The organism is Celeribacter arenosi (assembly GCF_039539485.1).
Classification (GTDB): Bacteria; Pseudomonadota; Alphaproteobacteria; order Rhodobacterales; family Rhodobacteraceae; genus Celeribacter; species Celeribacter arenosi.
Genome location: NZ_BAABDF010000003.1, coordinates 263640 through 283988 on the forward strand (window position 1 = coordinate 263640; position 20349 = coordinate 283988).

The following is a 20349-nucleotide window of genomic DNA, read 5'->3' on the forward strand; positions in this document are numbered from 1 at the left end:
GCAACGATTAAACCGCGCGGGCCTCACGGTCGGCGCGGTTTTTTTTATTGTTGGCAACGGGTTAACTTAAAGACACCTTACCAAACCGTCTCGGAGTTGAGCGAAATTCTAACCACTTGAAGATTGCGTCGACTCTCTCGTTTGGCCTAGTGTCCTTTCACGGACCAGGATGGACCGGACCTAATATTCAGAACACGTGTGGTGCTTAGGGAGCACGTGGGGTGGTGGAGGGTTCCGGGGGGTCGGGACCCTCCTTTTTTTCATAAAAGCGTTAGAAAAGACCGAGGATCAGACCAATGACGGCGGGCCCCGTAATCGCGTATAGCCCGTCAATCAATGTCAGATTCCGTGGACGACCCGCATAGCCGTAGTTCATCGCAATCCATGGCGCGATCATGAACACGCCCACGCCGAGTCCGGCCACAAACCCCTTTGCGCCCGTGTCGATCCCCGCCATCGCAAACACATGACGCATCATGCCCGCCATCAGGATCATCGCGATGCCGCTAATGATAAAGGGCACAGGTGATGCCTGATCGACAGGCTTGCCGTTCTCGTCACATTTAATGCCGGCAGCAATCATCCACGGCTTTGACAGCGGCGACATGTAGATTGCAGCTCCGGTCAAAAAACCGCCAAGCGCGGCCACTAACACAGCCAATAGTCCCATTTTCATCCCTCTTCGTTGAAGATACCTATCGTCTTAATCAACCACAGGACCGAAAACCTGACTAGGGATTTGTCTCACCTAACTCGCAGACGACTTTCCATTCTTCGGGCGACACCGGCTGCACCGACAGGCGCGTGTTGTTCACCAGAACCATGTCGGACAGGCGCGGGTCGTCTTTGCACATCGCCAGCGTGACGGGTTTGTTAAACGACCTCACGGCCTTGATATCCACACACTCCCAACGTTCGTCATCGGTGGTGCTGTCGGGATGGGCCAAGGCACAAACCTCAACGATACCAACGACTTCTTTCTCCGCGCGTGAATGGTAGAAAAACCCCAGATCGCCGATCTGCATTTCGCGCATGTTGTTGCGGGCCTGATAGTTGCGCACGCCGTTCCACTCCTCGCCGACCTCGCCCTTGGCAAACTGTTGGTCCCACGACCATACTTCGGCTTCGGATTTGAAGAGCCAATACCGCATCAGCCGACCACCCGTTTCCATGCCTCAATCCGCACGGCACTGAACAGGCCGGCTTTGGCGTAGGGGTCGTTTTCCGCCCAGCTTTGCGCATCCGCGCGTTCCGCGACATCGACGATGACCAGCGATCCCGACATCTCGCCGGCCTCGTTCAAAAACGGACCGGCCTGCGCCACGACACCGGTTTCCTTGATGTAGGCGAGATGGGCGTCACGGTTGTCGAGGCGCGTTTGAAGGGCGCCTGCTTTATCGGTGCAAATGAGGGCGTAGAGCATGTGTTACTCCTTTTTGAGAGGACGGGAGAGCAGGGCGCGCAGTGCTTCGGCGACCGACGTTCCACCGTCAGAGACCTCCGCCACAGCGCGCGTGATTGGCATTTCGAGAGCTTCGTGCGCGGCGTAGCGGGCAACCGCTTTTGCGGTCGCCACGCCTTCAACCGTGACCGAGGCGTCAAAGGGTTCCTGACGCCCGAGCGCGAGCCCGAAGCGGTAATTCCGGCTCTGCTCGGAGCCACAGGTCAGTGCGAGATCACCCAGCCCCGACAGGCCGGTCAGGGTTTCGGGCCGCGCCCCGCGATGGGCCGCCAACCGCTGCATTTCGGCAAAACCACGGGTCATCAACGCGGCGCGGGCGCTATCGCCGAACCCCTCGCCAATGCAGGCGCCACAGGCAATGGCGATCACATTCTTCAACGCGCCGCCCAGCTCCACACCCATGGTGTCGGTGGTGCGGTAGAGCCGCAGGCTACGTGTCGAAAGCGCAGATTGCAGATGCGCGGCAAGGTCATCATCCGCGGCCGCAATCGTCAGCGCAGTCGGCAGGCCGAGCGCGATGTCGGCGGCAAAACTCGGACCCGACAGAATCGCGCGCTTGGCATCGGGTACAAAGGACGCCAGAATTTCAACCGGCCCTTCCTCGGTCTCGAAATCAATCCCCTTGCAGCAGGTGACAAGGGTTCGATGAGATAGCCGTTCGCAGTGGGATTGAACAAACGGGCGCAGGGTTTGCATCGGCACGGCGAGCAAAACAATCTCGGCATCGCCAAGCGCGTCGTCGATGTCGGGCGTTGCGACCACGGACTCCGGTAAAATCCGATCGGGCAGGCGGCGTCGGTTTTCGTGATCCGTATTGATATCACGCGCCAATTCGGGATCACGACACCACAAACTGACCGGGGTCCCGTCCGCACCAATAGCCGCGGCGAGAGCCGTTCCGAATGCGCCTGCGCCGAGAACCGAGATCCGGGCCACTTGCTCCCCCAGTCTGTGAATGCCGGCACCGCGTGCCAGTTTCCTTGCAATTCCCGAATGCAGGTATCACCCTCACACGGACCGCACAATCCCGAGGCCCCGCTTGACCCAGTCCTTGCTCCTGACGCGACCAAAACAGGATTCCGAAAGAATGGCCCGCCTCTATGAGATGGAGTGGCCAAACCTCGATGTGATCGTTGCGCCCGCGATGAAGATCGTGACTCTTTCCGGCGATTTTCCCGAGCACGGGTATGAGGCGACACTATTGACCTCGCGCAGCGCCGTTGCCGCCGCCCGCCAGCACTTCCCCGATATTGCCGCCTATTGCGTAGGCGACGCCACCGCACAGGAAGCGCGCGACGCAGGCCTGAGTGCAGTCTCCGCCGCAGGAGCCGCACCCGATCTGATCGGGCTCATCCTCAAGGATGGTTTGAAAAAAGTCGTCCATCTGCGCGGCGCACATTCCCGTGGTGAAATCGCGCAGAAACTGACCTCCGCTGGCGTCCAAACGGACTCAATTGTGGTCTATGATCAGGTCGAACGCGCATGGAAAGACAAAGAAATTGAACGCATTGAAAACACGCATAGGCTAATTGTTCCGGTTTTTTCCCCGCGTTCTTCTGCTCTCATTGGGTCGCGTCTGGCGTCTTACCGTGGCAAGATCACCCTGATCGCAATTTCAAAGGCGGCGCGGGACGAATGGAGCGGGCCGAAACCGAAGCATATCGAGATTGCGGAAAAACCGGACGCTCCGGCGATGAAAGCGGCAATAGCGTCGCAGTTGGCGTGAACATGCCTTGAGGGCGGATCAGTCCGAGTCTAAGTTGTTAGTGCGGCACGAAAATGCCGGTTGCGAATTCGAGAGGATAGGTTGTGGCGTCTCCCAAAAACCCCCAAGAAAGCGAAAAACCGGATACTTCCGACGCGATCGAAGACGCCGTTGAGGTTGAACAGGAAGCACCCGAGTCGACGCCCGATGAACCGGACGCGACCGTTGAGCCCGACAAAACCGCCGATGACGTTGAAGATAGTGCCGATGACGTCATCGACGCCGAGATTGTCGACCCCGTAGACCCAATCCCCGCAGAGACACCGACGCCACCTGCCGTTGAGAAAGTCGTGGTCAAACGCGGTGGCGTTGTGGCCCCTTTGATCGGTGGCGCGCTGTGCGTTGCGCTGGGCTATGCAGGCGCGCAGTTTCTGAAGCCGAGCGGGTGGCCCTTTCCCGGTGCGAACACCGCCGAACTGGAAACGCGTCTCGCGGGGCTAGAGGCCGAGGTGGACACCGTGAAATCGGCAACTGCCGACCTCACCGCGAATGTGTCCGAGCAAACGCAGGCCTTGTCGACCACATTGGATACGCGGATCGGCGAAGTCACAACTGCCCTGTCCGAGATTGATGTAACCGAACAAATCGCGCCGCTCAGTGAACAACTGACGAACCTCGAACGGCGCCTGACCGGCGTCGAAGCGCGCCCTGTCGAAGACGCGATTGTGTCTCCGGAGGCGACGGCCGCATACGAACGCCAGCTGAGCGAAATGCAGGCCCTGTTGGATTCCGAAATCAAACGCCTCGAACAGGCAAAAGAGTCCGCCGAGAACGAAGTCCGCGCCGCCAATCAAGCGACCGCTGTGACCACACTACTGGCAGCAATCGACACAGGCGCACCCTTCGCGGCACCTCTCGCCGAAAGCGGCCTGTCGGCAACCGACGAAATGATGGCGGCGGCAAAGACGGGCGTCCCAACGGCGAGCGAACTGCAGGACAGCTTCCCCGACGCCGCCCGCGCCGCTCTGCGCGCCACTGCCCGCGAGGCGCAGGATGCAGGTGAGCAGGGGTGGTTCCAAACCGTTCTTCGCACCCAAGTCGGATTGCGGTCCACGACGCCCAAAGAAGGCGATGATCCCGACGCCATCCTGTCACGCGCGCAAGCCGCCGTGCGGGAAGAAAGATTCAATGATGCGCTCGCAGAAATCGCGGCGCTTCCGGAGGTTGGCCAAGAGGCCATGTCGGATTGGACATCACGCGCTAAATCGCGTGCGGATGTTCTCGCTGGCATCGACACACTCCTTGAACAGTAGAAAGGTGCGACCATGCTTTGGTCTTTGGTAAAGATCGTTCTCTTCGTCCTGATCGTGGCCGCACTCGCCTACGGGGGGGGACTTCTCCTCGAAAGCGAAGGCAGCCTTCAGCTCTCTTTTGCGGGATACGAAGTCACGCTGCAGCCATTGCAGGCGGTCATTGCGCTCGCGCTTTTCATACTCGCGTGCTGGGTTCTTCTCAAAGTTGTCGGTCTCCTGATCGCCTTCGTGAAATTCCTGCTCGGGGACGAAACGGCGATTTCGCGCTACTTCGATCGTAACCGCGAACGCAAAGGCTTCGAGGCGCTGGCAGACGGCATGATGGCGCTCGCCTCCGGTGAAGGCCGTGTGGCGATGACGAAAGCGGCCAAGGCTGAAAAGTATCTGCGCAAACCGGAACTCACGAACCTTCTGACCGCGCAGGCCGCTGAGTTGAGTGGAGATCGCAAAAAGGCCGAACAGGTCTATCGCAAACTGGTCGCCAATGACCGCACGCGCTTTGTTGGCGTGCGCGGAATCCTCAAACAGAAATTGGAAGAAGGCGACACGGATACGGCGCTCAAACTTGCCGAAAAGGCCTTTGCCCTGAAACCCAAGCACGTCGAAACCCAGGATGTTTTGCTAAAACTTCAGGCTGAAAAAGGCGACTGGGCATCCGCGCGTAAAACGCTGTCGGAAAAGCTGCGTCATGGGGCCATTCCGCGCGATGTGCACAAACGCCGCGACGCCGTGCTCGCCCTGTCAGAAGCCAAAGGTGTTCTGGAAGACGGTGCGACAATCGAGGCACGCGAAGCAGCGATTGAAGCGAACAAAAAGTCTCCCGACCTCATCCCGGCTGCTGTCATGGCCGCCGACGCATATGTTCAGGAAGGCAAACCCCGGCAGGCAACGCGCGTTCTGAAAAAGGCATGGGAAGTTCAGCCCCATCCCGACCTGGCGGCTGCGTTTGCGCGCATCGCGTCCGATGAAACACCTGACGAGCGCGTAAAGCGGTTCAGGACACTGACCCGCGCCGCGCCGAACCATCCTGAAACCAAAATGCTTCAGGCCGAACTCCTGATTGCCGCCGAAGATTTCCCCGAAGCACGCCGTGCCATCGGTGATCTGGCCCAGATCAACCCGACCGCGCGCAGCCTCACCATCCTTGCCGCAATCGAACGCGGAGAAGGCTCCTCTGACGTTGTGGTTCGTGGATGGCTCACGCGCGCTCTGACGGCACCTCGCGGCCCCCAGTGGGTGTGCGACAATTGCCAGACCGTGCATGCGGACTGGGCGCCGGTTTGCGAAGACTGCGGTGGGTTCGACACGATGAGCTGGCGCAAACCAAACCGCGCAGAAGTCTCTATGCCCGCGGGCACTGAAATGTTGCCAATGATCGTTGGCACAGATCCTGCACCGGTCCCTGACGACGCGGAAATTGAAGGTGAAATTGAAACCTCGGCAGACGCTGTCGAAGTCGCAAGCGCCGAAGAAGGCGAAAGCCGACCCGCCGCAAATTAGGGCTACACACAGTCATGAGACGGTGCTAAAGACCCGCCTACGTTCGCTTTCGGGTGGGCAAAGTGCCGGTGTAGCTCAGCTGGTAGAGCACGTCATTCGTAATGATGGGGTCGTAGGTTCGAGTCCTATCACCGGCACCAGTTCCTCTACCCGAAAGTCCCGATTTCCTTACATTCTTATGGATTAAGCGCTCTTTCATCCCTCTTTGATACCCCTGTTTGTGGGTGAACAAAGAGGTGGCGGTATGAGCGCGAAAAGTAATGCGCCCATTATTATTAAGCGCAAAAAGGTAATTGCCGGAGACGGGCACCACGGTGGCGCTTGGAAAGTGGCCTACGCGGACTTTGTGACTGCGATGATGGCGTTCTTTCTGTTGATGTGGCTTTTGAATGCAACGACCGAAAAGCAACGCAAAGGGATTGCGGATTATTTCAATCCCACGATCCCCGTAAACCGGATTTCCGGTGGCGGCGACGGATCATTCGGCGGGGATTCGGTCTTTACCGAAGAGACATTGTCGCAAAATGGCACGGGCGCCTCAATGATCACCAAAGGTGACAAGGCGCAAACCCAAGAAGAAACTGAAAAGGCGATGGAGGCCAAAGGTTTTGCGGATGTGCAGGAGCTCCTCACGGCCTTCAGTGGCGAGAGCATGGCCGCTGACGATGCAATGCGTCACATCGTAACCAAGGTCACGGACGAAGGGCTGATCATCGAGCTTTTCGATTTTGAGGACGAACCCCTTTTTGTGCGCAGAACGGCGTTGCCCGAACAGGTCACTCGTGAATTGATTGCGGTGTTGGCCGAGGCCGCCACCCTGGTTCGCAATAAGATTGCGGTCAAAGGCTACGTTGCTTCCCAGCCGATTGTGGTGGCCGATAATCCGGTTTGGGATTTGTCTTACCAGCGCGCTGATGCAATTCGCGTTCTGTTGGAAAACAGTGGCGTGGCGTCCAATCGATTTGACCGCATTTCCGGGCACGCGGACAAAAATCCTTCGGTGAGCAACACCATGGCGGCACGCAATAACCGTTTGGAAATTGTTCTGTTGAGAGATGAGGGCAGAAAGTAGTTTCGATTTTATGCGTTAGCCGAGCGTTAAGGCTTGCTGTGCAATCTGATCCCATCCTTCGGGAAGAAGCAGCAGAAAGGCGCTATCATGACCATTTCCTCCTCGCTAAATGCGGGTGTCGCAGGGCTGAACGCCAATGCAACCCGGCTTGCGACGATTTCTGACAACATCGCCAACTCCAGCACCTATGGCTACAAGCGCGCGGCGGCCGACTTTGAGTCCTTCGTGATCGCAAACAATGCTGGTTCGGGCGTCTATTCCGCAGGCGGCGTGCGGGCATTTACCACTCGACTGATCGAAGAGCGCGGCGCGCTGATCTCGACCTCAAATGCGACAGACATCGCCGTGGCGGGCAGGGGCATGCTCCCCGTTACCACCGAAGTCTCCCTTGAGGGGTCCAGTGGCGACCAACCGATGATGATGACAACCACCGGTTCGTTCCACACTGACGCGGACGGTATACTGAAAACCGACTCCGGCCTCGTACTTTTGGGTTGGCCAGCCGATGCCGATGGCAGCGTTCCGACATTCCCGCGTGACACGATGGCTGGCCTGGAGCCGGTTGTCATTAATGCAAACCAGACGGCTGGTGATCCGACAACGCGGATGAACCTCGGGGTTAACTTGCCTGCCGAAAACGCAACCATCGATCTTCCGCTTTCGGTTGAGTACTTTGGAAACCTCGGCACATCTGAAACGCTCGACATCGTGTTTTCGCCCGCCGCTGCGGAAAACACATGGACAATGACAATCCGGGACTCCGCACAATCGGCGGCAATTATTGGGGAATACACGGTTGTCTTTGACGATAGCCGCGGATCCGGCGGCACGCTTTCCACCGTCACCCCCACGGTGAATAACCCAGCAACTGCAACCTACGACTCGGTGGCAGGCACGCTTGCACTCACCGTTGATGGCGGCCCCCTCGAAATGACCATCGGGCGTCCCGGGGATACCAACGGACTGACCCAGCTTTCCGACAGTTTCGCCCCAACCCAGATTACCAAAGACGGCTCTCCCGTGGGTAACCTGACCTCCGTTGAAATTGATGACAACGGGTTCATGACAGCAACCTATGACACCGGCTTTACGCGACGCATCTATCAAGTGCCGCTTGTCGATGTTCCAAACCCGAACGGTCTGATTTCTCTAAATAACCAGACCTATCAGGTTTCGCCTAGCTCGGGCTCCTTCTTCCTGTGGGACGCGGGAGACGGGCCAACAGGGGCAATCGCGGGATATGCACGCGAAGGGTCTACCACTGATGTCGCGGGCGAACTCACCGACCTGATCCAAACGCAGCGCGCGTATTCTTCGAACGCAAAGGTCATTCAGACCGTGGACGAGATGTTGCAGGAAACAACCAACATCAAACGCTAACCGAGTAGCCCTGTGAGTGTGGAGGATAATTAGATGAGTATAACAAACGCTCTTTCCAATGCTCTCACGGGGCTAAGCGCGGTGTCGCGCGCAGCCGACGTTGTATCCAACAATGTCTCCAACGCGATGACCGATGGGTATGGTCGGCGCGACATTGAACTGTCTTCGCGCACGCTCGGCCGAAATGGTGCAGGCGTCGAGGTCGTGGGTGTCTCGCGCCACTACGATCCCGTGGTAACGGGGAACCGTCGCCTAGCGGATGCGTCCGTCGGCATGGAAGGAACCCTGGCCAGCTTCCAGGAAAACTTCGCACGTGCTTTGGGACAGGCCGATGAACCCCAATCGCTCACCGGACGGATCACAGGTCTGGAGACCGCGCTGATCGAAGCGGCGAGCCAGCCACATTCGGACGCACGCTTGAGTGCCGTTCTCAATGCCGCAAAAGGCATCACCGACAGTTTGAATTCCGCAGCAGATGCGATCGTAACCGAGCGTGTTCAGGCGGATAGCTCAATTGGAAAATCAGTCGAATTTCTTCAATCCGCGCTCGAAAAGGTCGTGGAAATCAACGTCTCCATTCAGGAGAGCTCAACCATTGGCTATGACGTCAATAGCCTGCTCGACCAAAGACAGGGCATCATTGACCAGATATCCGAACTTGTGCCGGTAAAAGAGATCCCACGCAAAAACGGCATGGTCGCGCTGATGACGACCGGTGGCGCGATGCTTGTGGATTCCAAGGCGGCAACACTCGAATTCACCACGACGCCAACAATCTCACCCGATATGACCATCGAGAATGGCCCGCTTTCAGGCCTCACGTTAAATGGTCAACCCGTTTCAACGGACATGGAAAGTGGGTTTATGGCGGGCGGGAAATTGGCCGCGTTGTTTCATGTGCGAGATGTCGCTGCGCCTCAGGCACAGGTTGAACTCGACGCTGTTGCCCGCGACGTCATTGAGCGGTTCCAGTCACCGGCAGTCGACGCGACGCTTGGCCTGACGGATGCCGGATTGTTCACAGACGCCACTTCCTATTTTGACAGTGCAAACGAAGAAAACATTGCCGCCCGCATATCCGTAAATAGCGCCGTTGACCCGTCAAAGGGCGGTGATTTGTGGAAGCTGCGCGACGGGATCGGCGCCCTCGCGGAAGGGGACCCGGGCAACGCTTCGACGCTGAGATCTCTGGCAGATGCCTTGAGGGCACCAAGGTCGCCGGTATCAGGCGGGTTCTCGTCGCATGAACGCTCGTCAGTGTCGCTCTCGTCAGACCTCTATTCATTGGTTTCCACGCGACTACTCGACTCCGAAAGTGCGCAGAGTTTCGCATCGGCACGTCAGGAAACCTTTCGCAGCATGGAACTCGAGCAGGGCGTGGACACGGATCAAGAGATGCAAAAACTGCTTCTCATTGAACAGAATTACTCCGCCAACGCCCGTGTCATCGAAACGATCGATAAACTCATCGACCAACTTCTGGGGATGACATAATGACCGGTATAAACTTCGGCGACCTCGCCTCATTCGTGAAATCGTCGCGCCTTACGACCCAGATCAAAACCGATTTGGAGCGCCTGACCCACGAAGTCGCAAGCGGGGAAAAGTCAGATATCACAAAGGCGGTGTCGGGAGATTTCGGGCCGCTTTCCTCTATTGAACGCTCATTGCGAACCCTGGACTCCTATGCGCGTTCGATAGCTGAGACCTCCGTGTTTATGACAGGCGTCCAAACGAGCCTTGGCGCGGTTTCTGACCACGTTTCATCAATCGCGCCTTCGTTATTGACGGCGGCCTCTCTGGGCGATGCAACCACGCTGGATGTCACTGCAGAAGATGCGCGCGCCAGGTTTGAATCTGTCGTTTCGGCCCTGAACACCCATGTGGGTGGCAGGGCGCTCTTCAGCGGTTCTGCAACGCATCACACGCCCCTCGCAACATCGACGGAAATGCTCGACTCCATTAGGGTCGACATCGCTGGTCTCACGGATGTTAACGACATTATCACGGCCGTCGATGCATGGTTCGACGATGTCGGCGGCGGGTTTGAAACGATGGGGTATGGCGGCTCTGCTACGGCCCTTTCCGACTTTTCCCTGTCCGACACTGACACGACATCGATGACGATCAAGGCGGATGACCCCTCAATTCGCGAATTGCTCAAAGGGTTCGCTTTGGCAGCATTGGCCGGAGATTCCGGAATTGGCGGTCCCGCAAGTCAAAAGACGCTCCTGCGCACGGCTGGCGAACGTTTGATGAGCAACGAAGGCGATATCGCGCGACTTCGCGCACAGGTCGGCAGTTCAGAGGCGCGGATCGAAGAAGTCCAACTCTCCAATGGTGCCCAGACATATGCTTACACCGCAGCGAAATCGGAAATCGTCTCAGTCGACATCTACGAAGCCGCAAGCCAACTCACCCAAACTGAATCGCAGCTCGAACTGGCGTACACGATTACCGCGCGCCTTTCGCGCCTGAACCTTTCGGATTTCCTATGAAAACTTTGAAGACTATTGTCGCAATCGTAGCCTGTTTCCTGACGGCTTTTCCCGCAACAGCGGGTCCGATCCGCATTAAGGATCTCGTCGAATTTGACGGCGTTCGTGGAAATGACCTCGTTGGGTATGGTTTGGTTGTCGGCCTGAACGGCACTGGCGACGGTATTCGAAATGCGCCCTTCACCGAAGAGATCATGTCCAATGTCCTAGAACGTCTCGGCGTCAATGTGACGGGCGAACAGTATCGACCCAAAAACGTTGCGGCGGTGTTTGTGACTGCGGCTCTACCACCCTTCGCGCGGGCAGGTTCTCAAATCGACATAACGGTTTCGGCCATCGGGGATGCCAAAAGTCTTCTCGGCGGAACACTTATTATGACGCCGCTTAACGCAGCGGATGGTCAAATCTACGCTGTCGCCCAAGGGACAATTATTGCAGGGGGCGCATCCGCCGAGGGCGATGGGGCGTCTGTTGTCCAAGGCGTCCCGACAGCAGGAGTTATTCCATCGGGCGCGCGCGTGGAGCGGGAAATCGATTTCGACTTTACTGCATTAACGACAATTCGACTCGCGCTGCGCACGCCGGATTTCACGACGGCTGAGCGCATTGAGAATGCGATCAACGGAGAATTCGGGCGCGTCGTTGCACGCATGCTCGATGCGGGTACCGTTGCCTTGGACATCCGTGCGACGAGAAGCCTCTCACCCGCCCACGCTCTCGGGCGCGTAGAAAACGTGCTCGTGACGCCGCAAACCAAGGCGCGCATTGTTGTTGATCAACGCTCGGGCACCATCGTTATGGGTGAAGACGTCCGGATTTCCCGCGTTGCCGTGAGCCAAGGCAATCTGACGCTTCGCATAGAAGAAGCGCCTCTTGTCGTGCAGCCAAACCCGTTCTCAGAGGGCGGGACCGTCGTGGTGCCACGCACTAAAGCCGATATCCAAGAAGAGCCTGGCATCGGTTTGGCCGAAATCCAGGAAGGGACGTCTCTATCTGAAGTGGTGGCGGGCCTGAACGCGCTCGGCGTCTCGCCGCGTGACATGATCGATATCCTCAAGAGCATCAAAGCCGCAGGTGCACTGCACGCAGAATTCCTGGTCCGGTAGGAACAACGGCACCGATTCCAGATCGGTGCCGACACTCTGATCGCTAGGATACGTAGGGAACATCACCCACGCCGCTATCGCGCAGCAGGCCACCTGTCGCTCCGGAAAGAGATAGGTTCCCACAACCCAACCGCACTTTGGCCATTAGGCGGGGGACGATTTCGAAGTTAGAAGTAACTCCGAACGAGCGCGCTGGATATGAGTGTCCATCCGTTGGCCATGACGAAAAATGCCAGCTTGAATGGTAGCGCGACAATTGCCGGTGGTACCATCATCATGCCCATGGACATCAGAATGGCGGACACAACCAAATCGATTACCAGAAACGGCAAAAAGATCAGAAAGCCGATTTGGAACGCTCGCTCCACTTCCGACAAGAGGAATGAAGGAACAAGTACCGAAAGGGACGCATCGCGAGGGGCGGCCAATTCAATGCCGGCATCGGGTCGCAGGTTCATCAACTCTTGTAACGTATCCGGATCAACGCGATTTCCCATGAAGCCGCGGAAAGGATCGATGGCGTTGACGAAAGCGGCCTCGATTTCCACCTGACCGTCGACAAACGGCTGAATGCCGGATGCCCAACTTTCAAGAAAAACCGGCTCCATCACGAAATAGGTCAAAAAGAGCGAGAGGCTAATAATCAGCATGTTTGGCGGAGACTGTTGGAGGCCGAGCGCCTGCCGCAGAATCGACATCACCGTTACAATGAACGGGAAACATGTGATCGTAACAGCGAGACCAGGCACGATGCTGAGCACAGTGACCAGCACCAAAAGCTGAATAGCCCGCGTTGCCATAGATCCGTCATCACCAAAGGACATCGAAAAGTCCTGCGATATCGCGGCGTGCGGCAGGAAACTTGCGACGAGCGCAATCGCAATGAACGGAACAATTTTGCGCATGGTCTAAAGGCCATCCTTGAGATCGGCGACTTCGGTCAAACGCACCACGAGTTGCCCGGCATGTTCGCCCTCGCCTTCCTGAAGCTCACCTTTCGCAATCAGCCGATCACCGACATAGAGCTCCACCGGATCATCAATCTTTTGGTCGAGTGTCAGAACGCTGTCGTTTTTGAGTTTGAGGAGGTCTTTAACAAGGGGTCGCGCCTTTCCGACCGATACGAGAATCTCGATTGGAACGTGATAAAACGGGTTGGCGTTTTTGAGCTCTTCGGTCTCAGCCATTTTTGAACACCTCTTCGTTTAGCGTGTAGACGGAATTGATTGCTTCGCTGATCTTGGCAATCGCGCCGTCGAGATCGATTTTTTGCTCGCGGTCCCCGAGCCGTAGAAACACCTGACCCTCGGCGAGGGACGGCTCTTCAATGATGTCGACGGGAAGGGACAGTGAGGAATCCAGATAGGTTTTCACGGCGGGCAGGCTGTTGGGAGAAATCACCAACTGAACCGGTGCATCCGAGGCCTGAGAGCCAAGAGACATGATTTCGCTGACAATCGTCTGGCCAAGTGTTTGGGTCACCAAATGGGGTAGAACCTTGCTCACCATTTCTTCTAGAAGTGGTTCGAGCGCGCGCATCACATGAGCGCGCGCCTCGTGGAATGTGAAGCCGAGTTCCTGAAGGTTATGGGCAAAGTCGGCACCAATCCGAGACTGATCGGCGCCTTCCGCGCGCACAGCATCATCCCATCCGGCCTTGTATCCGCGCTCATATGCGGCCAACCGTACCTCTTCGAGTTCTTCGGAGGACACGTTCACCGGCGGGGGGGCCGCTTCTGCCTTCTTTTGGAGACTTTTTGTGACCCCGAAATCTTCGAGTGAAATGCACGTGTGTTTCACGCGTTCTCTCCTTTTTCTTCCATCCAGCCGCGCAGGATTTCGACTGTCTCGGACTCACGATCTTCGATCAGCTTCTTCAGCCTTTTGACGGGATCAGTCGGAATTCCGATGTCGTCATCTCCAAAGTCGAAATCCGAAACCACGCCCAGAGTTGGCAACTCAAACGTGTCGTTATCGATCTCGCCGTTGAGAGCCGGTTCGGGCATGCGCGCCAACGCTGTTCCTTGTGCAGGTTCAGCAGGGGCTTCCATGGCGTTGACCAACGCGCGGGTTGGTTGTGCGGGTTTTGTGAGGATGGGGCGAAGGACAAAGAGGCCGAGGATGAGTGTAACGACGGCGAGTACCGCGAGTTGAATTATGGACATCACATCCACCCCGAGCGCGGCCAGCCCGCCGGTTTCCGATAGGGTGCCTTCGGAAACGACCGGTTCGAATTGCATGGATTTGATGGTGATTTGATCGCCACGCGATTCGTCAAAACCAACCGCTGACGCTACCAATTCGCGCAAAGCTTCGAGTTCGTCGGAGGCACGTGCTTCCCATACTTCGCCTTCTGCGTCGCTTGTGAGGACCCCATCTACAAGGACGGCTACGGTCACCCGTTTTATTGCGCCGGGGCCACGTTGGACTTCTCGACGGGTTTCGGAAACCTCGTAGTTTATCCGTTCGCGCGTTTCGCTATTGCTGGAATTGGAATCACCGCCAGATGCCCCATCACCCGTTGGCAGATTAGAGGCCACGGTCACGGCGCCCGCGCGTGTGTCTTGTGCCGACGTGCTGCGTTCCTCGATTTCGGAACTGATTGCGACTCGCCCGTCCGGATCAAAGCGACGTTCAATAATTTCTTCCTGATCGGTGACGGTCTCTACCGACACCTCCACGACGGCATGCCCATGGCCCACGCGTGCTTCGAGGATACGTTCCACGCGGAGTTTGAGTTCAGAGGAAAGATCGGTGGCGTTCTGTTGGTCGCCGTTTTCGTCGGTGGAAATCACGATCCCGTTGCGACCGTCGATGATGGAAACCGAATCCGGGGAAAGGCCCGCGACGGCCGAGGCGACAAGGTATCTGAACGCGCGCGCCTGTTGAGTGGAGACGGCCCCGCTCGACGAAGTTACCGTTACAGATGCAGATGATGCGATCTGACGTGCGAAAGGTTGGGACGAGGGGTTCGCGATATGAACGCGTGCGGAGCGAATCTGTGGTGATGACACTATAGTGCGGGCAAGCTCGCCTTCTTTCGCACGCCAATAAGCCGCATCGAACATTTGGGAAGTCGTACCAAAACCCGACAGGTTATCGAGCAATTCGTAGCCGCCGGTCGCATTGGCCGGCAGGCCCTCGGCCGCCAGCGTCATACGAAGTTCATCGCGCGCGGTCGCATCTACAAAGATCGTCCCGCCGCGAATCTCATATGCTGTACCGCGTGTTTCGAGGGATTGGACAACCTCGCCAGCGGCGCTTTCTTCCAGACCTGCATAGAGCAACGTCATGTTCGGGCGCGTGGCGATACTGGAAAGTGACAGAATTGCCAAAACCATGATCACGGTTGCGCCCGCGACGATTAGGCGGCGACGAGGATCGAGGTTCGCCCAGACGGATACGATCTGCTGCAATGCATCACTCCATGAAACTGCGGGCTTCTGCCCTGCATGCAACTAGGAATGATCGAACAGCCTTAACAATCGGTTAGCTACCTGCGGTCTAAAACAGATTCGCAAACCTTTTTTGGATGGTCCAATGTCAGAAGACACATCATCAGAAGATCCGGCACCAAAGAAAAAGTCCAAGCTGCCTATGCTGCTCGGGCTCGTTTTGATGCTCGCATTAGGCGGAGGCGGATTTTTCGCTGTCTACTCAGGATTGATTCTTGGGTCAGACGATTCACACGCTTCGGAATCCGATGGACACGATGAAATGCCCTCAATTGCGGCACCTGTGGTGGCTTTCGTGCCGATCGAACCGTTGATCATAAATGTCATCGATACATCCGGACGCGGCCACCACCTCAGATTTCACGCCCAACTCGAGGTTACTCCGTCTACCGAAGACACCGTGATTTCGTTGATGCCACGCATCGTCGATGTGCTGAACGGCTACCTTCGTGCGGTTGAGGTTTCGACGCTGGAAAACCCGTCCGCTCTCATCAACCTGCGCGCCCAGATCCTTCGACGCCTGCAGATCGTTGCCGGCGCAGATCGCGTTAAGGACGTTTTGATTATGGAATTCGTTATAAACTAGGAGCGGTCACATGACACTCATCGCAGACATTCTGATGATCGCAGGCACCCTCGCCGTAGGGTTCTATTGCATCATCCTTTCCCGCCGCCTCAGCAAGTTCACGGACCTAGAAAAAGGCGTCGGCGGGGCAATTGCCGTTCTTTCCGCGCAAGTTGATGACATGACAAAGACCCTCATCAAAGCTCAGAAGACCGCGGGTCTATCGGCGACAAAACTTGATGAACTCACGATTCGCGCCGAAGACGCGTCCAAACGTTTGGAACTCCTCATCGCGGCGACCCAGGATTTGCCGGACTTGGCAGAGTCCGCGGAAAAACCGTCTGCTGCACCCGAAGAGGAAGAAGATGCGGCGGTCGAGTTTTCCATGTTCTTGAGCCAAAGAAATCGGGCGGAGGCTGCAGAATGACATCCCCGGATAAGCCACGCAAATCGACGCCACGCCGTTCTTTTAGATCAGGTCGCGGTGCCCTCATCGCAATCTCTGCTTTGTTGATTACCTCCGCAGGTATCCGGATATTTGACGGGACGGGCGCTGCAATTGCGCGGGAACTGGATGTCGTTCCGTCAAGTGACTCCGAACATTCTGCGCAGCCCGTCGCAATGGCGTGCCAGTCCGACGAAGGAACGCAAGCTTTGCTTGACGCTTTGCGCGCACGCGAGGTCGCTGTCGTTGAAAAGGAACTTAGCCTGTCCGAGCGGATGAAAGAGCTCGAAGTTGCAAAAGCGGAGATTGCATCGGATCTCGATGCTTTAACCAAAGCACAAGCCCGCCTCGAAGCCACGATGTCACGCGTTAGCACGGCCGCGGAAGACGACCTTTCGCGCCTGACAGCAGTTTATGAGGCAATGAAGCCAAAAGAGGCCGCGGCCCTGTTTGAAGCAATGTCGCCCGAATTCGCGGCGGGGTTCTTGGGCCGAATGCGACCCGAATCCGCGGCGAACGTCATGGTGGGTCTGCCGCCAGAGTCCGCTTACTCGATCTCGGTCATCCTCGCAGGTCGAAATGCCAACGCGCCGCGGGAGTAACAGGACGGATTGTTAACTACTTTGTGTGAGGTTCGAAAATGAGTAGTGAATTGATCCAAGGAAGTGGTTCATGATTGGTTTTGTCGGAATTGCGCTGATCTTTGTTATGGTTTTTGGCGGTTACCTCGCTGCGGGGGGTAAACTTGGCATCATCATGAAATCACTGCCGTTCGAGTTCATGATGATCGGTGGCGCCGCGGCCGGTGCCTTCGTGATTTCAAACGATATGGCGGCGATCAAACACACACTGAAGGATGTCGGAAAAGTCTTCAAAGGCCCCAAATGGAAACCCGAAGATTATAGGGATTTGCTGTGCCTTCTGTTCGAATTGATCCGCCTGGCGCGTCAAAACCCTGTTGGTCTGGAAGAGCACATCGAGTCTCCTGCAGATTCCGCCATTTTCACGAAGTATCCGAAAATTCTCGGTGATGGAGAGGGGGTCGCCTTGATTTGTGATACGCTTCGATCCGCCTCAATGAATTACGATGATCCCCATCAGGTTGAGGAGGTTCTCGAAAAACGGATTGAAGCGAACCTGCATCATGCATTGCACTCTCCACACGCTATGGCAGCCGTCAGCGATGGCCTGCCCGCGCTTGGAATTGTGGCCGCCGTTTTGGGCGTGATCAAAACGATGGCGTCCATCGATCAGCCGCCGGAGATCCTCGGAAAAATGATCGGCGGCGCACTTGTTGGTACATTTCTCGGGGTGTTTCTGGCCTACGGTCTGGTTGGTCCATTCGCAGCAAAAATGAAATCCGTGATCGAAGAAGACGGGCATTTTTACCAATTGATCCGCGAAGTGCTGGTCGCAAACCTCCACAATCACGCGACCAATATCTGTATCGAAGTCGGCCGTCAGAACACGCCAAGTCACTCACGCCCGAGCTTTTCCGACCTCGAAGAGGCGCTGAAAGAGGTCAAATCGGACGCCGCATGAGACAGCTTCTTCTAATCTTATGCATGTGCTTTCCAACCTTCGCGTGGGGCGACCAGATAACGGTTCGCTCCGGTGAACATGCCGACTTTTCGCGACTTGTTATGTCCTTCCCTGACGATGTGCTTTGGGAAGTCGGGCGAAGTGATGAGGACTATGTTTTCAACTTACTTGAAGGAGACCACACCTTTGACGTCTCCGAGGTTTTTCGGCTGATCCCGAAATCGCGGATTCAATCCGTTCAAACCGACAACCATACACTCGTTTTGTCAGTCTCCGGAAATGTGCACGCCGATGCATTCGATCTTGCTGGGGGGCGGGTGGTCATCGACATCAAAGATGGCGCCGCTCGGGTAGGGTCAGAGTTCGAGAAACCACTCGTGATGGACGAGGCCGAAGCGGAGCCGATTGTCACCGCAATCACAGAGCCGGAATATGCGCCGGAGGCAGGGACTACGGATCACCGTATTTCCTTCGCGGAGCAATCCGATTTCCAGAACACACGGATGTCCGACACGCTCACTATTCCTGCGCGAAAAAAACCCTTCTCTCTACCCATTCTTGTTGAAGACCGCCCGCAACCGAAGACTCTTTTGGACACCATCATCTCTCTTGATAACGGACAAGAAGAACACTCCGTTGATCCGGACTCGGCGGACCGAGAAAGCGACTTCAGGTCTCGCGTGGGGTCGATGATCTCCGATGCAATTTCGGACGGATTGCTCCAACCAGATGTGCGGGACAATGACGTCTCTACGCTAACGCAGAGCGAAGCAGAGCCGCCAACGAGCGCGCCAGAGGTCGAAGTAGCCACCGCTGAAGAAGTTCAAACTCCGCGGTCACATCTGCAAATCCGTTCTGCGACCGGTGAAGAGGTGGGACTTGGAATAACAACACCGCGAGTGACGCCTGAAGGCGTTCAATGCCTAGCGGATCGTGTGGTTGATATAGGTTCTTGGGGTCCTGCGCCAAACGAAGCAATCATTTTCTCCGAGCTCCGCACGCAGCTGCTTGCGGAATTCGATGAACCCGATCCCGAGGCTGTCGAGAAACTCGTGCAGTACTATTTGTTTCTGACCTTTGGCGCAGAAGCGAAGAACGCTCTATCGAGCCTAGATGTGCCGATCGACAACGCAGACATCTATCGCGACCTAGCCGATATTCTGGACAGTGGCGCAGCACGTTCGAACTCTCGGCTTCATAGTCAATTGCAATGCCCGGGGCCCGCATCATTATGGGCGATTATGGCCGCGCATGACATTTCCCCAAGCGACGAAATCGACAACAGGCAGATCCTTGCGACCGTGATCGCGTTGCCAGTCCATTTGCGGGATTTTCTAGCCCCGATGCTCGCGGACCGGTTTTTCCGTGCCGGTGATTTCGAAATGGCGAAATCAATTCAGCAAGCTGTGCAGAGGTTTCAGCCGATGGACGCAAACTCATTCGAGCTTCTTGATGCAGAATTCAGTTTGGCAGAGGGTCAACCCGATCACGCAGTGAACCAGTTTGAAGCCATCTTGGCATCAGATGGTGAGAATGCAGCAGTGGCTCTGGTCCGCGCTATTGATACGCAGGTTGCCCAAGGATTGCCGGTTCCAGCGGAAACCGTGGATACGGCACGGGCATTCGCGGCCGAGTTCACGGGTGATCCATTGGAGCCGGAACTCTTGGCGGCAATCGTGAAAGCACGCGTAGCCTCGGGTGACGCGCATGGCGCACTCCGGTCGCTATTGCATAAAGATGCGGGCCACGGCTTCACGAGCGAAACCAAGGCAGACCTGCTTGCATACTCTCTCGAGCAAACAGCGGATGTGTCATCCGACGTGCAATTCCTTTCTGTCCTTTTGGCGGATACGGATGCTCTGTCCCACACGAAGTTTTCACGAGATGCCGCTTTTGCATCGGCCACGCGCCTTCTCAATCTTGGTTTCCCTGAAACGGCCGCGGCGCTCACAGGCAACCTTGATGAAACACGCTCCGAAGATCGAGAACTTGCCGCTCGGATAGCGATCGCAAATGGAAGCGGTGTAGGCGCGTTGGCTTGGGTCAAAAACGTCGAAAGCGATGCAGCGACCAAAATTCGTGAGGACGCTTTTGCTTTGATGGGTGTGACCAGCGGCAATACTCAGACCTCCGGCCTCGAACAGCCCGAGAGCAACAGCGCACTCCAGTCAGGGAATGGCATCGCGCCGCCAACCGACAGTGCGCAAAGCGATGATCCAACAATCGCTCAGGCCGAAGCCCTCCTTGCAGGTAGTTTGGGCCGTTCAGAGCGCGTTCAACAATTGCTCTCCCAGTAACATCCCCAA

The 20349-nt window shown here is 56.7% G+C and carries 21 protein-coding genes and 1 tRNA gene; 14 read left to right on the top strand and 8 right to left on the bottom strand.

What is annotated here, in order from left to right:
• Positions 1-271: 271 nt before the first annotated feature.
• The 4 genes from ABD815_RS03495 to ABD815_RS03510 form a co-directional block, all read right to left on the bottom strand.
• Positions 272-670, bottom strand: a complete 399-nt coding sequence (locus tag ABD815_RS03495; RefSeq protein ID WP_344843512.1) for a DUF1761 domain-containing protein — start codon at positions 668-670, stop codon at positions 272-274.
• Between the two features lie 61 nt (positions 671-731).
• Positions 732-1151: an EVE domain-containing protein gene (locus tag ABD815_RS03500; protein ID WP_344844254.1), complete on the bottom strand. Its 420-nt coding sequence runs from the start codon at positions 1149-1151 to the stop codon at positions 732-734.
• Positions 1151-1423, bottom strand: a complete 273-nt coding sequence (locus ABD815_RS03505; protein ID WP_344843514.1) for a YciI family protein — start codon at positions 1421-1423, stop codon at positions 1151-1153. The genes ABD815_RS03500 and ABD815_RS03505 overlap by 1 nt, the downstream gene beginning before the upstream one ends.
• 3 nt (positions 1424-1426) lie before the next feature.
• Positions 1427-2398 carry an NAD(P)H-dependent glycerol-3-phosphate dehydrogenase gene (locus ABD815_RS03510; protein ID WP_344843518.1) on the bottom strand — a complete coding sequence of 324 codons (972 nt, stop codon included), beginning with the start codon at positions 2396-2398 and terminating at the stop codon, positions 1427-1429.
• A 151-nt stretch (positions 2399-2549) separates the two neighbouring features.
• On the opposite strand from ABD815_RS03510, the gene ABD815_RS03515 reads away from it, so the two are divergent.
• The 9 genes from ABD815_RS03515 (at position 2550) to ABD815_RS03555 (ending at position 12036) form a co-directional block, all read left to right on the top strand.
• Positions 2550-3188, top strand: coding sequence for a uroporphyrinogen-III synthase (locus ABD815_RS03515; protein ID WP_344843521.1), 639 nt, complete (start codon positions 2550-2552; stop codon positions 3186-3188).
• Between the two features lie 83 nt (positions 3189-3271).
• Positions 3272-4480, top strand: coding sequence for a COG4223 family protein (locus ABD815_RS03520; protein WP_344843523.1), 1209 nt, complete (start codon positions 3272-3274; stop codon positions 4478-4480).
• 12 nt (positions 4481-4492) lie between these two features.
• On the top strand, positions 4493-5980 hold the full coding sequence (locus ABD815_RS03525; RefSeq protein WP_344843526.1) for a heme biosynthesis protein HemY: 1488 nt from the start codon (positions 4493-4495) through the stop codon (positions 5978-5980).
• Positions 5981-6044: 64 nt separating this feature from the next.
• Positions 6045-6120 (top strand) — tRNA-Thr (locus ABD815_RS03530).
• A 104-nt stretch (positions 6121-6224) separates the two neighbouring features.
• A complete protein-coding gene (locus ABD815_RS03535) occupies positions 6225-7052 on the top strand; it encodes a flagellar motor protein MotB (RefSeq protein WP_344843528.1) in 828 nt (275 codons plus the stop codon).
• Between the two features lie 87 nt (positions 7053-7139).
• On the top strand, positions 7140-8432 hold the full coding sequence (locus tag ABD815_RS03540) for a flagellar hook protein FlgE (RefSeq protein WP_344843530.1): 1293 nt from the start codon (positions 7140-7142) through the stop codon (positions 8430-8432).
• A 33-nt stretch (positions 8433-8465) separates the two neighbouring features.
• A complete protein-coding gene (flgK, locus tag ABD815_RS03545; protein ID WP_344843532.1) occupies positions 8466-9926 on the top strand; it encodes a flagellar hook-associated protein FlgK in 1461 nt (486 codons plus the stop codon).
• Positions 9926-10930 (top strand): flagellin, encoded by a 1005-nt coding sequence (locus ABD815_RS03550; protein WP_344843534.1) that lies wholly within the window; start codon positions 9926-9928, stop codon positions 10928-10930. Before flgK ends, ABD815_RS03550 begins: the two co-directional genes overlap by 1 nt.
• Positions 10927-12036 carry a flagellar basal body P-ring protein FlgI gene (locus tag ABD815_RS03555; protein WP_344843537.1) on the top strand — a complete coding sequence of 370 codons (1110 nt, stop codon included), beginning with the start codon at positions 10927-10929 and terminating at the stop codon, positions 12034-12036. Before ABD815_RS03550 ends, ABD815_RS03555 begins: the two co-directional genes overlap by 4 nt.
• 167 nt (positions 12037-12203) lie before the next feature.
• Here ABD815_RS03555 and fliP read toward each other — a convergent pair whose 3' ends face one another.
• Genes fliP through fliF form a run of 4 tightly spaced genes read right to left on the bottom strand, consistent with a single transcriptional unit; the run spans position 12204 to position 15452 of the window.
• On the bottom strand, positions 12204-12941 hold the full coding sequence (fliP, locus tag ABD815_RS03560) for a flagellar type III secretion system pore protein FliP (RefSeq protein WP_344843540.1): 738 nt from the start codon (positions 12939-12941) through the stop codon (positions 12204-12206).
• A gap of 3 nt (positions 12942-12944) precedes the next feature.
• Positions 12945-13223 (bottom strand): FliM/FliN family flagellar motor switch protein, encoded by a 279-nt coding sequence (locus ABD815_RS03565; RefSeq protein WP_344843543.1) that lies wholly within the window; start codon positions 13221-13223, stop codon positions 12945-12947.
• Positions 13216-13836, bottom strand: coding sequence for a FliH/SctL family protein (locus ABD815_RS03570; protein WP_344843546.1), 621 nt, complete (start codon positions 13834-13836; stop codon positions 13216-13218). The genes ABD815_RS03565 and ABD815_RS03570 overlap by 8 nt, the downstream gene beginning before the upstream one ends.
• Positions 13833-15452 (bottom strand): flagellar basal-body MS-ring/collar protein FliF, encoded by a 1620-nt coding sequence (gene fliF, locus ABD815_RS03575; RefSeq protein ID WP_344843549.1) that lies wholly within the window; start codon positions 15450-15452, stop codon positions 13833-13835. Before fliF ends, ABD815_RS03570 begins: the two co-directional genes overlap by 4 nt.
• A gap of 124 nt (positions 15453-15576) precedes the next feature.
• On the opposite strand from fliF, the gene ABD815_RS03580 reads away from it, so the two are divergent.
• From ABD815_RS03580 to ABD815_RS03600, 5 genes are all read left to right on the top strand, one after another.
• Positions 15577-16077: a flagellar basal body-associated FliL family protein gene (locus ABD815_RS03580; RefSeq protein ID WP_344843552.1), complete on the top strand. Its 501-nt coding sequence runs from the start codon at positions 15577-15579 to the stop codon at positions 16075-16077.
• 10 nt (positions 16078-16087) lie between these two features.
• Positions 16088-16483: a hypothetical protein gene (locus ABD815_RS03585; RefSeq protein ID WP_344843555.1), complete on the top strand. Its 396-nt coding sequence runs from the start codon at positions 16088-16090 to the stop codon at positions 16481-16483.
• A complete protein-coding gene (locus tag ABD815_RS03590; protein ID WP_344843558.1) occupies positions 16480-17103 on the top strand; it encodes a MotE family protein in 624 nt (207 codons plus the stop codon). Before ABD815_RS03585 ends, ABD815_RS03590 begins: the two co-directional genes overlap by 4 nt.
• A 70-nt stretch (positions 17104-17173) precedes the next feature.
• On the top strand, positions 17174-18043 hold the full coding sequence (motA, locus tag ABD815_RS03595; RefSeq protein ID WP_344843561.1) for a flagellar motor stator protein MotA: 870 nt from the start codon (positions 17174-17176) through the stop codon (positions 18041-18043).
• Positions 18040-20340, top strand: a complete 2301-nt coding sequence (locus ABD815_RS03600; protein WP_344843564.1) for a tetratricopeptide repeat protein — start codon at positions 18040-18042, stop codon at positions 20338-20340. Before motA ends, ABD815_RS03600 begins: the two co-directional genes overlap by 4 nt.
• Positions 20341-20349: the final 9 nt, after the last annotated feature.